The sequence below is a fragment of the Microcoleus sp. A006_D1 genome, assembly GCF_036702805.1.
In the GTDB taxonomy this organism is placed as follows: domain Bacteria; phylum Cyanobacteriota; class Cyanobacteriia; order Cyanobacteriales; family Microcoleaceae; genus Microcoleus.
In genome coordinates, this window is sequence record NZ_JAUBVZ010000002.1 from 110804 (window position 1) to 124900 (window position 14097).

General features: G+C 46.2%; 14 protein-coding genes and 1 pseudogene. 4 read left to right on the forward strand and 11 right to left on the reverse strand.

What is annotated here, in order from left to right:
- From QUB68_RS03395 to QUB68_RS03410, 4 genes and pseudogenes are all read right to left on the reverse strand, one after another.
- A pseudogene (locus QUB68_RS03395) lies at nucleotides 1-1532 on the reverse strand (hypothetical protein); the annotation flags it as partial.
- 209 nt (nucleotides 1533-1741) lie between these two features.
- Entirely contained in the window at nucleotides 1742-2917 is a 1176-nt protein-coding gene (locus QUB68_RS03400) for a D-alanine--D-alanine ligase family protein (RefSeq protein WP_332989411.1), read from the reverse strand.
- A gap of 23 nt (nucleotides 2918-2940) precedes the next feature.
- A complete protein-coding gene (locus QUB68_RS03405) occupies nucleotides 2941-4005 on the reverse strand; it encodes a DMT family transporter (protein WP_332989412.1) in 1065 nt (354 codons plus the stop codon).
- 144 nt (nucleotides 4006-4149) lie between these two features.
- On the reverse strand, nucleotides 4150-4650 hold the full coding sequence (locus tag QUB68_RS03410; protein ID WP_332989414.1) for an acyl-CoA thioesterase: 501 nt from the start codon (nucleotides 4648-4650) through the stop codon (nucleotides 4150-4152).
- A 142-nt stretch (nucleotides 4651-4792) separates the two neighbouring features.
- On the opposite strand from QUB68_RS03410, the gene QUB68_RS03415 reads away from it, so the two are divergent.
- The gene (locus QUB68_RS03415) at nucleotides 4793-5644 is read left to right on the forward strand and encodes a universal stress protein (RefSeq protein ID WP_332989415.1); all 852 of its coding nucleotides are present in this window, start codon (nucleotides 4793-4795) and stop codon (nucleotides 5642-5644) included.
- 127 nt (nucleotides 5645-5771) lie between these two features.
- Here QUB68_RS03415 and psbM read toward each other — a convergent pair whose 3' ends face one another.
- The 7 genes from psbM to QUB68_RS03450 all read right to left on the reverse strand — a co-directional run bounded on the left by psbM (nucleotide 5772) and on the right by QUB68_RS03450 (nucleotide 11780).
- Nucleotides 5772-5885, reverse strand: coding sequence for a photosystem II reaction center protein PsbM (gene psbM, locus QUB68_RS03420; protein WP_332989417.1), 114 nt, complete (start codon nucleotides 5883-5885; stop codon nucleotides 5772-5774).
- Nucleotides 5886-6127: 242 nt separating this feature from the next.
- Nucleotides 6128-6424, reverse strand: coding sequence for a 2Fe-2S iron-sulfur cluster-binding protein (locus QUB68_RS03425; RefSeq protein ID WP_332989419.1), 297 nt, complete (start codon nucleotides 6422-6424; stop codon nucleotides 6128-6130).
- 146 nt (nucleotides 6425-6570) lie between these two features.
- A complete protein-coding gene (locus QUB68_RS03430; protein WP_332989421.1) occupies nucleotides 6571-8451 on the reverse strand; it encodes a TolC family protein in 1881 nt (626 codons plus the stop codon).
- 140 nt (nucleotides 8452-8591) lie between these two features.
- Nucleotides 8592-9977 (reverse strand): TIGR03279 family radical SAM protein, encoded by a 1386-nt coding sequence (locus tag QUB68_RS03435; protein WP_332989423.1) that lies wholly within the window; start codon nucleotides 9975-9977, stop codon nucleotides 8592-8594.
- Nucleotides 9978-10332: 355 nt separating this feature from the next.
- Entirely contained in the window at nucleotides 10333-10665 is a 333-nt protein-coding gene (locus tag QUB68_RS03440) for a DUF433 domain-containing protein (RefSeq protein ID WP_332989424.1), read from the reverse strand.
- A 124-nt stretch (nucleotides 10666-10789) separates the two neighbouring features.
- Nucleotides 10790-11032, reverse strand: a complete 243-nt coding sequence (locus QUB68_RS03445; RefSeq protein WP_332989426.1) for a hypothetical protein — start codon at nucleotides 11030-11032, stop codon at nucleotides 10790-10792.
- 202 nt (nucleotides 11033-11234) lie between these two features.
- On the reverse strand, nucleotides 11235-11780 hold the full coding sequence (locus tag QUB68_RS03450) for an adenylate kinase (RefSeq protein ID WP_332989427.1): 546 nt from the start codon (nucleotides 11778-11780) through the stop codon (nucleotides 11235-11237).
- Between the two features lie 153 nt (nucleotides 11781-11933).
- Here QUB68_RS03450 and QUB68_RS03455 point away from each other — a divergent pair, with 153 nt between their 5' ends.
- From QUB68_RS03455 to QUB68_RS03465, 3 genes are all read left to right on the forward strand, one after another.
- Complete coding sequence (locus QUB68_RS03455) at nucleotides 11934-12650, forward strand: tetratricopeptide repeat protein (protein ID WP_332989429.1); 717 nt, start codon at nucleotides 11934-11936, stop codon at nucleotides 12648-12650.
- Nucleotides 12651-12689: 39 nt separating this feature from the next.
- Nucleotides 12690-13382: a tetratricopeptide repeat protein gene (locus QUB68_RS03460; RefSeq protein ID WP_332989430.1), complete on the forward strand. Its 693-nt coding sequence runs from the start codon at nucleotides 12690-12692 to the stop codon at nucleotides 13380-13382.
- A 39-nt stretch (nucleotides 13383-13421) separates the two neighbouring features.
- Nucleotides 13422-14097: tetratricopeptide repeat protein (locus QUB68_RS03465; protein WP_332989431.1), on the forward strand; the 676-nt coding region annotated here is incomplete at its 3' end.

A 14097-nucleotide genomic window follows, 5' to 3' on the forward strand; every position in this document is an offset into this window, starting at 1 on the left:
TGAGTTTGATTTTGATTTGCTGTCTCGATTTGATTTTGCAATTCAGACAGTTGAGAGTTGAGCTGCGATTCTAATTGCGATCGAGTTTGATTTAGGCTTTCTAACTGCTGTTCTAATTCGGATACGTGAGATTGCAGTTGAGTTTGATTTTGATTTGCTGTCTCGATTTGATTTTGCAATTCAGACAGTTGAGAGTTGAGCTGCGATTCTAATTGTGAGCGAGTTTGATTTAGGCTTTCTAACTGCTGTTCTAATTCGGATACGTGAGATTGCAGTTGAGTTTGATTTTGATGGGCTGTATCGATTTGAGTTTGGAATTCTGACTGTTGAGAATTGAGCTGAGATTCTAATTGTGAACGAGTTTGATTTAGGCTTTCTAACTGCTGTTCTAATTCGGATACGTGAGATTGCAGTTGAGTTTGATTTTGATGGGCTGTATCGATTTGAGTTTGGAATTCTGACTGTTGAGAATTGAGCTGAGATTCTAATTGTGAACGAGTTTGATTTAGGCTTTCTAACTGCTGTTCTAATTCGGATGTTTGAGATTGAAGATGAGTTTGATTTTGATGAGCATTCTCGATTTGAGTTTGCCATTCCGAAATTTGATCGCAAAACTGCGATCGCTCTGTGCTAGCCATTTCTAATTGACTCTGCAATTCTGACAACTGAGACTGAAGTTGTTCTCGCTCACTAACAACCGTTTCTGATTGACTTTGCAGCTCAGACAATTGAGATATTAACTGTACTTTATCCTGATTAGCTACTTCTAACTGTCTTTCCAGCTCTAATAATTCAGGTTGAGATTGCTCTACTTGTTGGCGGGCGGTTTCCCATTGAGAATTGAGTATTTCGGTTTCTTGCTGTGCACTTTCTAGTTGAGCTTGCAAGCCAGAAAGTTGAGATTCAAGCTGCTCGCGCTCTTGAATTGATCGATCGCACTTAATTTGAATTTCCGACAACTGGTACTGTAGCTGCGATCTCTTTTGACTAACAGTTTCCAACTGACTGTCAAATTCCGACAGCAAAGCGTGAAATTGAGAACGTTCTGCATCAACCGTCTCTAATTCTGCTTGCATTTCCAGTATTTGAGCGTTAATTTGCGATCGCTCTTGATCCGCCACCTCTAACTGATATTGAAGTTCCGCCACTTGCGCTAACTGCGACTCAGCTTGTTCAGCATTTTCTAGCTGAGACTGCAAATCAGCAATCACAGAATCAACTTGCGATCGCTCCTCGGCAATTCCTGCCAAAAATTCTTCCAATTGCGATACTTGATTATGTAAAACATCTTGCTCCCTAGTCACAATTTCTAAGCGACTTTGCAGCTCAGACACTTCATAATTTAACTGATTTTCATTCTGCATTTTTTGCCGCAATTCCGAAGTTCTGGCATCCAACTGCGACGCCAACTTCGATATCGCCTCCTGCGAACCCTGCATCCGCACCAAATTGCGTGAATTTCGCTTGTTCAAAATTAGCCAGCAGATTAATGCACCGCCTGCAAATCCTATTAATAAAAGTAATGCTTCCATTTGTTTATTTAATTGATATAAATTGAGTTGCCCTGATGCTTGCCCCAAAAAATGGCATTCAGTAATTGCTATCTTACTCAAAGCTATCACAACTTGCGCGCCTGTGTTCACTTGCCGCGACAATTCATATTTATTTACAAAAAACCCACACACAGGTAAGGTACGCATTGCGCCGCACCTTACCTGCGAGATATTTTACCAAAGTCAGATTAATGAAGCAAATCCACAATATGAGGAATAATTCCGATATGTTGAGTCAACAAATAATCCAATCTATCCGCCAGCAAACTAAAAATTAAATCGTTATAACTCATCCCGTATTCCGCCAAACCCAAAGCAACCAAACTCGTCACATTTTCGCCTGGATGTTTCAGATCCGGTTTCGGATTTGCTTCCAAAACATAAAGCGAGCCATCAGCATCGCTGCGAACATCAATCCGCACCAAACTGTTCAAACTAAACTCCCAATAGATTTTGCGAGCCAACTCAATCAACTGCTGTTTGAGTTCAGGTTCCTCCGCGCCCATCAACCGCCCGCGATCGGCCGTAATCGCCTTTTTGTCCATAGAAGTAAAGATGCGTTCATCAGACTCCAGAACTCGTTCTACCGTCGAAAACGCAAAAGGTTTCGTGTTTTTTGTAAAACCACCTTTAGCATAAGTAACATAGCCACAAACCGCCACACAAAATTCTCGTCCCGGCAAATACTTTTCAATTAAAGCAGTATTGTGAGTTGCTCGGTGAACTTCCGCCACCGCCTGAGATAAACCCTCAAGTTTGTCTACAAAATGAACGTGCAGCGAAGCGCGGCCGGATACTGGTTTCACTATAAAAGGCCCTTGATACTCACCAAAAGCAATGGTAAAACGCTCATGCAAATTCGGCTGCAAAATCCCCTGAGAAGGATGCCAAGTCATAAACGGAGCAGTTTTAATTCCGACTGATTGCAGTTCCCGTTTAAAAGCGTGTTTGTTATCTAAAGTTGAACTGTTTAAAGGATTGTGACCGACATAAGGCATTCCCAACATTTCCAACAGAGCGGGAGTGTGACAAACAGGATTGTAGCCCTGGACTCCGCCCGTATTCAGCCACACTAAATGGATATTTGTTTGTTTGAGTTGTTCCGGCAAGTTCATGTCGTCAGGGATGACATAGACTTGCTTGAAGCCAATTTCTGTCAATGCTTGGGCAATCTCGCGGGCGACTATTTCGTAACTCTTCCAAGAGCGGGGATTGTGAGTTTTGTAAATTACAGAGTCTGGGCGATCGCAGTTCCCACCAAATACCACAGCAATTCGCAATTTATCAAACAACACTTCTAAATATTGAGGCAGTAAACTAAAGTCGTAATCCCAGGAATTCAGGTCAATTGATTTTGCAAGCATTTAAGTTTATTGTCCTGTTTATTTTATTTATTATCGGCAGAAGTGCTAGATTTTGCCAAATATATTCCAGCCAAAACCACCGAGAAAGCCAACCAATTAAATAAGCTCAAACTTTCCGAAAACAGCATCCAGGCAAGAATCGCGGTAATCACTGGTTCTAGCAGTAGGAAAAGAGCGACAAAACCCGATGATAAACGACCGAGACTGTGGATGAGAAGTCCTTGGCCGAAAGCTTGGCAAATCACGGCTAAAGCAATTACAGCCAGCCATCCCTGCCAAGAATTAGGGAAAATGCGATCGCCCGCCAGGACAACTAGGGGCAAAATCAAGATGCTGCCAATAAAACAGCGCCACATCAATATAGTTGTCGCCGGAAACTTCGTCCGCAAATGTTCTGCAATCAGCAGATTTGCCGCATAAAATACCGCCGATAGCAAAGCAGCTATGTCCCCAGCAAAATTGTCTCCCGCTGTGTGCAAGTCGTCCATGCCGATCGCAATTGCACCTCCCAAAGCCACCGCCATTCCCAGCAAAAACCTGCTGTCAAAGCGCCTTCCCAACAGCAGCCATCCCCCCAAAGTAGTAAATAAAGGAGTTAAGTTTCGCAGTACAGTAGAATTAGCGACATTAGTTTGAGTCAACGACCAAGCCCAGAAACCCAATGAAGCAGAAGATACCACGCCGACGGCTGTTAATAGCATGAAATCGCGGAGAGTGTAGTTTGCCGATCGCACTTCACCATCATTCCCAGACAATCGGCGGCGCACTTCCCCCGCACCATTCCACAGTCCAAACACCGCAGTTGCTATCCACAAACGGTTAAAAACAGTCGCATTCGGACTAATTTCCCGTTCGCTCAACCTAATAAAAATCGCGGCCAGCGACACCGCCAGCAGCGCCGCCGACAGCCAAACGATCGCCCAAATTTTACCTTGACTGTCAGCTAAATCACCGTTTGTTAAATTATCCTGGTTTCCCGAAACAATAGTTTGTTCTTCAGTTGTCAAGGCGGAGTTTAACTGATTATCCTCCAAAATATTGCGCTTGATTTCAATATTTTGCTCTGGCAATCCCAGGTTTTTTGACATTGTTAAAAGTTCCTACGAAGCGGCGAATCAACAGAAGACGGTGGTTTAAATTGGAGAAGATAACTTAATTTTAACCACTCTGTCTTCAACCCTTGGCTTGCGCGTGAGTGTTTGTATAGACGCGGTTGAAACCGCCCGGTATTCCTAAGTTGAAGGTTTAACAGAAAGTCTTGTCAAAGCCTCCTTCAGCGCTGGGGGTAATTGGCGGATAATCTTGCCCTTTTCCCGATCGACACCAACCAAAGTTACCTGCGCTGTCACGTATAATTCTTGAGCATCGGGCGATCGAATTTCGTAATCCCACAGCAGCCGCACACCCTCGCTAGCAGCCATCCGCGTTCTGACTGCCACAGATTGACCCATTTGTACAGAGCGGTGGTAGCGCAGCGAAAGCTCAACCACGGGCAATTCCACACCCTGCGCCACCCACTCTGCATACTCGATACCGAGAGAGCGCAAACTTTCCACTCGCGCTTCCTCCATCCAAGTTAGGTAAGTCCCGTGCCAAACCGCGCCGCTGTAGTCAGTATGGTGAGGGTAGACTCGCACCAAATATTCAAACCAGCCCTCAGAGTCCATCCCGAGTCGGTTTTGAATAGCACCAGCCGATGCGAGTTCTGGTTGAGTTCGATCGTTCTCTAACACGTTACAAATTGTTCCAAAACGCTACATTTCTACAAATCATAAAGCAAACTTCAGGCTTATGCTTAACATTAACTCACTAGAGCAGCAACGCCCTAGTTTAACCTCGCACAACAAAACTCAACCGTTTTAACCGCCAAAAACCATGATCGAAAAAATTTTAGTAGCCGTCGCCGGTCGTGGCTTGTGCGAAGAGATGTTTAATATGTTGATGGACATCCCTTCCTTGCAACAAACCTCTGTCACCGTCTTGCACGTCGTGCCGCCTCAAGTAACATCCGATGGCATGGCCGCCAAGTTGGAAGAAGGAGGCAAGATTTTAGCACAAGCAGTCCAGTCTTTAAAAATCGACCCCAGCAAAGTCAATCCCCGGCTCAAACAGGGAGACCCGAAAACCACAGTTTGCCAAGTCGCAGAAGAAGAACAATCCGACTTAATAATTATGGGTTCCCGGGGACTCGGACGGCTGCAATCGATTTTGGAAAACTCAGTCAGCCAGTACGTTTTCCAGCTAACATCTAGACCGATGCTGTTAGTAAAAGACGACATCTACGTCAAAAGAATCAAGCGCGTCATGGTAGCGCTCGACAACTCAGAATCTGCCAAACAGTCCTTGCAGCTTGCGCTATCTTTCGTCAAAGAAGTCAGCGGCTCAGAAATAATTTTAGTACACGTCACCAAAGATTTGACTGGAAAATCTAGCGAAGATTTAACAGCAACTGCTGAAAAAGACCCCGTATTGGCCCCCGCAGTAGCAATCGCAAAACAAATGGGAGTTAGCTACCGCTGCGTCAGTTCGACAGGCAAGCCAGGGGAAGCAATTTGTCAGATAGCAGACGATATGAATGCCGATTTATTAGTCATCGGTTCCCCCGATAGGCGGCCCAATGTTGCCAAAAACTTCCTGGATCTCGATCGACTCGTGGGAAGTTCCCTCTCAGACTACGTGCGAGTCTACGCCAACTGTCCCGTCTTGCTAGCCCGCACAGTCGGTTAGATTCTCATCGCTAAGCTGTACAGTTCAGCCAAAACTCAAGATTTAAAAATAAAAAAGCGCCAACAACTTTTTGCTGGGGCGCTTTTTTTTACAACTAGCTTTCGCCAGACAAAAATAGCAGGAATTGCTACTGTTTTCCGCCTTGACGGCTAGCCGTTTGAATGTACAGAATAATTAGAAAAACGCTGGGAACCAATACAAACAGAATGGTTGCCACAAACCCTAAATCGTTAACTTCCATGAAGACCCCAGCCTTTATTAAAAAATAGGAAAACACACACAACTAGGATAACACTCAAAGGCAAAAGGAAAACTCGAAGCATCCCAGAGCCAGAGAATGTCTACTTCTTCCTCCCTCTTCCTTCCTCCCATCCGTTACATCCGTTACATCCGTTACGGAATCCGTTGCCGAACTTCCCTCCTATCCGTTAAATCCGCTACATAATCCGTTGCCGAACTTCCCTCTTCCTTCGGAAACCCCAGTTAGGGCTTAGTCTTGACGCTCACCGGGCCGTTAACCATCGTTTGACAAGCCAAGCGGTAGTTTTCGGGCTTTTTCTTGAGCTTGCGGTTCTCAAAGTCAGTGCGGGGCGACAGATTTTCACTGCCCTCAACAATTTCCACGATGCAGGTGCCGCATTGACCGATGCCCCCGCAATTCATCATTTTTCCCGAAAACGTGTACAAGTCGATGCGGTTTTCTAGAGCTTTGAGCCTCAAATTGGCTCCATCGGCTGCGATGACTTCCTGATTTTCCTTCACAAACTTGATATTAGCCATTGCCGATTCCTTAACGCAGTTGAGATGGATCTCTATTACAAAATATTAACTAATGTGTCGGATGTTTAACCGATGTCTAATTGCCTTTGTGATTAAAGGTGCGCGGCGTAGCTGTCCCTAGGGAATCGCCCCAACCCAACTCAACCTCAAGGAGCATCCGAGAGATTGTTAGTCGGCAGGTTGGTCACGGCCCGCTGGAGAGACGAAAGCCCCTGGTTGTAGGTGATAATTGCCGATAATCGGTTTCTCTCAGCCCTAGTCAAATCAGTTTCCGCCTGAATCACATCCGTCTGAGTGCCCACACCAGCTTGAAAGCGCAATCTGGCTAAACGCAGAGCTTCCCTCGACTGCAAAACCCCCGCCTCAGAAGTTTCGATATTGGCAAAACTCGACTCCAAGCCAAAATAAGCTTGTTCTACTTCCCGGCGCACCTGGTTGCGGAGTTGGTCAAATCGACTTTCGGCGATCGAGATATCCGCATCCCGCTGTTTCACCCTCGCCCTCACCGCGCCCCCGTCGAAGATATTCCAAGTCAAATTTGCTTGCAACGCATAGCCGCTCGCCCAGCCGCGAGCTGCAAACGGGTCCTGGTTGTCAGAAGTTTGCCCCAAGAAGTTGTAGGAACCAGTGACATTCACTTGAGGCAGCCCCCCAGCCCGAATCGATCGCCTCTGCTGCTGGCTGATATTCCTCTGTACCAACTGCTGTTCCAACTCGGGGCGATTCTTAAAAGCCTGCACGATACTCTCTTCCAAAGACAGCCTCCACGCACCGGCTTGCTCCACCGGGTCAGCCGCCGTCAAGTTCGCCGACTGACTGATATTCAAAATCTCAGCCAGCCGCCGCTGCGCCACTCGCTGATCGCGACGGGCGACTGACAGTTGCTGCACTTCGTTAGCCACATTTGACTGAGCCTGCAACACAGCAAACCTGGTTCCTACCCCGGCCCGTTCCAAAGCTTCCGCATCCCGCAAACTTTGCTGGGCATTTCTCACCGAAGCTTGGCGGATCGCAACTTGTCCGTCGGAGTTTTGCAAGTTGTAGTAAGCCTCAGCAGTGTCGAAGCGGAGTTCCTCGGCTTGGCGCTCAAAATCCAGTTCTCGAAAGCGCAACTGTTCCCTAGCCGCGCGGATGTTAGCGTTGCGGCGACCGAAAATGTCGAGGTCGTAGCTCAACTGCAAAGTGTTGTTGAGACCGATGGTGCCGAAATTTTGAGGCGTGGGAGTGTTGGGCGGTAGTTGGTTTTGAGCTGCTAAAGCATCTTGGCGGCGGATCTGAGACTGCACGCCTATCTGTCCGCCGGCGCTGACGCTGCGGCTGGCGCCCATTTGAAAAGTCAGGTCAGGAAATAAAGCAGCTTGCTGTTCGCGCAGTACCGATCGAGTTTGATCGACTTGTTTCTCGGCGATTTGCAAAACTTGGCTGTTGCGGCGCGCCAGATCGATCGCCTGCTGCAACGTAATTGACTCAGTTTGCTCGATCCTGACATCCTCAGGCTTAGTCGGAAACTGTAGCGGATTCGGGTTGGGTTCCAGGGAACCCGGAGGCTTGGTGTCTAAAATGCCCTTCGGCGTCAGAGGCGGGAAACTTTCGTTCGGAGTGCCGCGGATAATTGGTACCGGGGAACTCGGCACCGGAACATTGTTGAGGCGGCTCGGGGCTGGTTGCTGCTGAGCGCCTGTCGCTGCCGGCGTTCGAGACTGCGCCAAATTCTCCGGCCCAGTTGAGGGGACAGCCGGAGCAGCCTGTTGGGGCTGTGATGCCAGTAAGGGCTCGCTTGGGAAAGTTGATGCGATATTAGACTCGGAGGTTGGCGGGTTAAGGGCGATCGCCAGTTCGGGCTCTGATGCTGATGCTGGCGATGTGTTCGAGGTCGATCGAATATTCTGCGCTAATTCGAGCTGATTGCTAAGGGCAGAACTTTCCTGCGACTGAGCCGGAGGCTGTGCACAAGCACTCTGTCCGGCGTTGCTGAAAGTAATTGCAGCGCCCACTCCGACCACCACGATTTGACGAAAAACACGCATAATTTTTTAATTACTTTGCAATTCTAGAGACAATTTTAGAGCAAGATTGAAGTCTCAAGTTTCTAATTTGAAGCCTCAACCCGCCAGTTACAAGTCACAATTACCCTACTCATGTTACTTTTGAATGCTTGATTAAAAATTTACAATTTCACTTGTGCAGTTGCCAGACCGATCGCCCCCGAGATTAGTTCCTCTACTCCGCTCACCGGCAAAATCCGGGTTTTCAGCGAGTTTTCGAGCTCTTCTAGGGTCATATCGTCGAGAAAACGCGGTTCCCCCTGTTTTAGCATCACCGACGGCAGGAGGATGCCATCTCCCAAGTCTCGCCCCTGCAAAGCTTCCAGCAAATCTTGCCCGGTGAGCAAACCCGTGACAGTGATAGTTTGTCCCCAGTAGCGGCTGGAGAGTGCAGCCATGTTGACGGACAAGCCGGGAATCTGGTTTAGTTGTTGTGCGATCGGCTCAAAAGCCTTTTCAACAGCATTTCCCACCACCCAAACCAACCGGCGCGGCGGAATCACCGGCAGCGGTTGCAGCTTCGCAAAAGCCGTTTCAAACTGCTGAATAAACTGACGAATCGAACCCACACCGTTACCAATTTGGGGATAATCTTCATAATCGGCAGCCGACGGCAAATCCAAACCAGCGATTAAAAACCACTCATCAGCCAGCCAAATACAGCGCGATTTTGAACTCTTTTTCTTAGTTTTTCCGCCACCTTTTCCCTGACTCAAAACCCCTTGAATTTTCTGCACTTGCTCGATGACTTCCCGCGCTTTTTGGGCAGTTACCGGGATTAATTCATCTTCCGCAGGGCGAAAGCGAGTTAAACCCACAGGCACCACAGCCACCGATGCCACAGCCGGGATATTTCCGGTATGAAACTTTGCCAAATCCAACAAAGTGCGTTCCAAATGTTCGCCATCATTAATACCAGGACAAACAACAACTTGAGCGTGAATTTGCAAGCGGCGTTCTTTAAACCATTTGATTTGTTCTAAAATCTTGCCAGCCCGGAGATTTTTCAGCAACCGAATTCGCACTTCCGGTTCCGTAGCGTGCACAGAAACATAGAGAGGAGAAAGCCGCATTTGTTCGATTCTCTCCCACTCTTTTTGAGTTAGATTGGTGAGAGTGAGATAGCTGCCATAAAGAAAGCTGAGGCGGTAGTCATCATCTTTGAGATAAAGAGTTTCGCGCTTTCCCGGAGGCTGTTGGTCGATAAAGCAAAAAGGGCAGCGGTTGTTGCACTGAATTAGTCCGTCGAAAAGGGCGGTTTCAAATTCCACACCCAAGTCTTCATCATACTCTTTTTCTATTTCTAACTTGTGAGTTTTGCCTTTAGCATCTAAAACTTCTAGTTCGATAAATTCATCGGCGCACAGGAATTGATAATCGATTAAATCGCGGGGTTTTTCGCCATTCACAGCAACGATGGAGTCTCCGGCATCAAATCCCATTTCGGCGGCGATGCTGTCGGGGATAACTTTGGTGATTAGGGCTGGTCTAGTTGATGAGTCGCTCATAATTTCGGGCTTGCTTTTTCAAGTTTGATAAATTGCTGTTAAAAAAAGATTTTAGATTTTTAGCAAGTTTCAAACTATATCATGATTTATATCAGTTGTCAAGCGCATTGAGTAGAGAGAAGTAGGTGTTTGTGAAGTGCGATCGACCCACAACCCACAAGCTTTCAAAGATTTTATTGTATTTATTAAGTCACATTAAATCTGTATCATTAATTGCGCCCATTGTACGGCAGTTAGCGCAAAGGTAAAAATCGCACTTGTCCTTCCCATTCTCCTTCCAGACTGCACTCAGCAATTAGCGAAATTTCCTCAATAGCCAGACCTACTGCAACACGGCGGCTGACTTCAAATAAAACTACCCTTTTTGGTTGCGTCTTGCTAAGAGGCGATCGCGTATTCCAACTGGGTTAAAACGCCTTTCTGCTTCCTGCTGAACTTCTGCGGCAAGACGTTGACGTTCCATCAGATAAGCGTCAACTTCGGATCGGTATCGCAAATAGTAGCCGATCGCAAAATAAACATCCGAAAGTTCAAGAGACGGGTACTGTTCCCGGATTTCTTCTGCTGTGGCTCCTTCTAGAAAAGCTGTAAGGACTGTATCTAGGGTGACTCTGGTTGTGCTAATGCGGATGACACCGTTTGCATCAGCCACTAGCGGAATTGGTTCAGCCGTGGGCACGAGTAGCATTTTGAGATTGAGGGTGGTGTGAATTTTCTATCTTCAGCATAGCCGATCGACAGTTCCGGCTCTAATATATTTTTTCAGTTTCCGCTGAAATTCAGGTGTGAGACGAATTTCAACGAGGGGCGAATCAGTCAATATCAATTCCCTCCCACAGTTGAGAAAGGGGTAAGGTTTGTTCTGTTATGGCTTGTTGCCAAGATTGGCGAAAGCTGAGGCGTGAAAAATCTGTATCTTCCTCTGTTATCGCAGCTTCAGTTTCCAGAGAATGGGTGCGTTGGATAATAGCGGATAGTGTTTTAAGTAGTTCAAGTTGTTCTGATAATGAGAGTGACTGAGCAATATCGATAGCTTGCTTAAGTTGTGAAGTCATAGTGAATCCTCCATTGTAAATTTTACATTTTGCATTTTTAATTGTTACTCACTTCTGATTTAAGTTTAGCCGAACGACTTTGCGAACAAGTATTTAGCCCGAGCGACAAAAGAGCCTGCTACCTTATACGATTAAGTAGGCAGGTCTAATGAAATGTGAAAACCTCTTCATTTTGGCTCTCTACATTTATACAGTTGAGTCGTTAGGCTAGTCTACCATTTTCAAAGTTAATCTCATTTTCAATCGATTCAAAAAAATGCGAAATCTGTTCAGTAGATCGGATGTGATAAACACTTTTGGTATTTCGCGCCCGATCGATATACTCGCGATATCTTGGGTTCAAATATTTGTGACACAACCAAAGCACGCGGTAACTATTAATCGAACTCTTTAATATTGGACTATTTTCTGGCCAGCCTTCGGGCGGTTTAATGTTACCCGAGATCATTCGTTTAGTCACCCACCAGAAATGCACGTATAGCGGTAGATCGACAAAAACCAGAGTATCCGCCTCATCCAGTCGCAGCCAGAGAGTTTCCATGCAACCAAACCCGTCAATAATCCATCTGTCAGCCTGCAAAATTTCCTGATGGGCGCGTTTATAGTCTTCCTGTGGCACCTCAACGCCGCCCGATCGATATTGAATCTTGTCTAAGATGTGAAGTGGCAATCCAGTGATGTCCGATAATCTCTTGCTGAGAGTGGATTTACCGCCTCCAGTGTTGCCAAATACTGCTACTTTTTGCATAGCTTACTCTTCTGCACGCGAGTTCTAGTTATAGTTTATACCGCCGACTGTGCGAACAAGTATTTAGGGCGATCGGCTTCAGAATCAGGATAAGTTATGGGTTGCACCTTTGGCTGAGCTGTGACAGGATGTACCAAAAATCTGTATTTATTTATGAAATTTAAAATTTTGACGGGACTCGTGACAGGGTTAGTTGTTTCCATAACCACAAGTATACTTTTTTGTCAACCCAGCCGTGCGGGAAACGATCGCTTTTTTAGCAATGTTGCTCAGATTGACAACTCAGATTTGGCGGCAGGGGAAAAAGCTGAGGATTTATTTAATCAAGGTGGGGAAAAGTATCAGAAAGGAGACCTTAATGGTGATCTAGAAGCTTTGAACCAAGCAATTAAGCTTAATCCTAATTATGTCGAGGCTTACTATAACCGGGGAATTATCCGCTATCGTTTACAAGATAACAAAGGTGCGATCGCCGATTTCACCGAAGTTTTACGAATTAATCCTAACTCGTTCCAAGCCTACGTCAATCGGGGGAATGCTCGCGATGACTCAGGAGACAGCCAGGGTGCACTCGCCGATTATAACGAGGCTGTGCGAATCAATCCTAGCGATTCAAAAGCCTACTACAACCGGGGGGTTACTCGCTCTCGTGTAGGATACAACGAAAGTGCGATCGCTGATTTCAACGAAGCTGTGCGAATTAATCCTAACTATGCCTTAGCCTACGCCACCCGAGGGAATATCCGCGCTAAATTAGGAGACAAGGAGGCGGCAATTCAAGACTTTCAAAAAGCAGCCGACCTATTTCAGAAACAAGGAGATCAAGATAGCTATCAAAAAGCCATTGACAATCTGAAAAAACTTCAATAAATTGTCATAAATTCTCTTTTTTATTCCCAGGTAAAATCAATGAAATTTTTTGACCAACTTTCAATCGGTTTAATTAGTGCTGTTGCAATGATTCCGCTCGCCCAATCAGCCGCAGTTTTCGCCATATCCGCTCAAATTCCCAGTGCGTCTGTGGTGGCTGGGACGAAAGCTGAGGATTTATTTAATCAAGGTGAGCAAAAATATCAAAAAGGAGATTATCAAGGCGCTATCGCCGCTTACACTCAAGCAATTGCGCTTAATCCTAACTATGCCCAAGCCTACCACAACCGGGGAAATGCCCGCTCTGACTTAGGAGACAAGCAGGGTGCGGTAGCCGATTATAACCAAGCTTTACGAATTAATCCTAACTATGCCAAAGCCTACTACAACCGAGGAAATGCCCGCGATGACTTAGGAGACAAGCAGGGTGCGGTAGCCGATTATAACCAAGCTTTACGAATTAATCCTAACTATGCCCAAGCCTACAACAACCGGGGACTTGCCCGCTTTAAGTTAGGAGACAAGCAGGGTGCTGTAGCCGATTACAACCAAGCTTTGCGAATTGCTCCTAACCATGTTAATGCCTACTACAACCGGGGAGTGGCCCGCCGTAGCTTAGGAAACAAGCAGGGTGCGATTCAAGACTTTCAGAAAGCAGCAGACTTATATCAGAAGCAAGGTGATAAAGATAACTATCAAAAAGCCATTAACAATCTGAAAAAACTTCAATAAACTGCAACAAAATTCCTTTTTTATTGACAGGTAAAATCCATGAACTTCTCTCACAAAATTTCCATCGCGTTGATTGGTGCTGTTGCAATAAGTGCGATCGCACCACCAACCGCTGTTTTGGCTATCTCGGCTCAAGTTCAGAGTTCGTTTGTGCTGACACAGACGAAAGCTGAGGATTTCTTTATTCTGGGTGAGGCAAAGTATAAAAAAGGAGATTATCAAGGTGCTGTAGCGGCTTACACTCAAGCACTTGCCCTCAATCCTAATTATGCCGAAGCCTACAACAGTCGGGGTCTTTCTCGCTATTATTTAGGAGACAATCAGGGTGCGATCGCCGATTACACCGAAGCTTTACGAATTAATCCTAACTTAGCCTTTGCCTACAACAACCGGGGAATTTACCGCAATGACTTAGGAGACAGCCAGGGTGCTGTAGCCGATTACAACACAGCTTTACGAATTAATCCTAATTATGCCAATGCCTACAACAACCGAGGAGTGGCCCGCAAAAACTTAGGAGACAACCAAGGTGCTGTAGTCGATTACACCGAAGCTTTGCGAATTAATCCCAACCATGCCTTTGCCTACTACAACCGTGGAAATGTCCGCTTTAATTTAGGAGACAAGCAGGGTGCTGTAACAGATTTTAATGAAGCTTTGCGAGTTAATCCTAACTTTATCTTTGCATACATAACTCGTGGAAATGCCCGCTCTG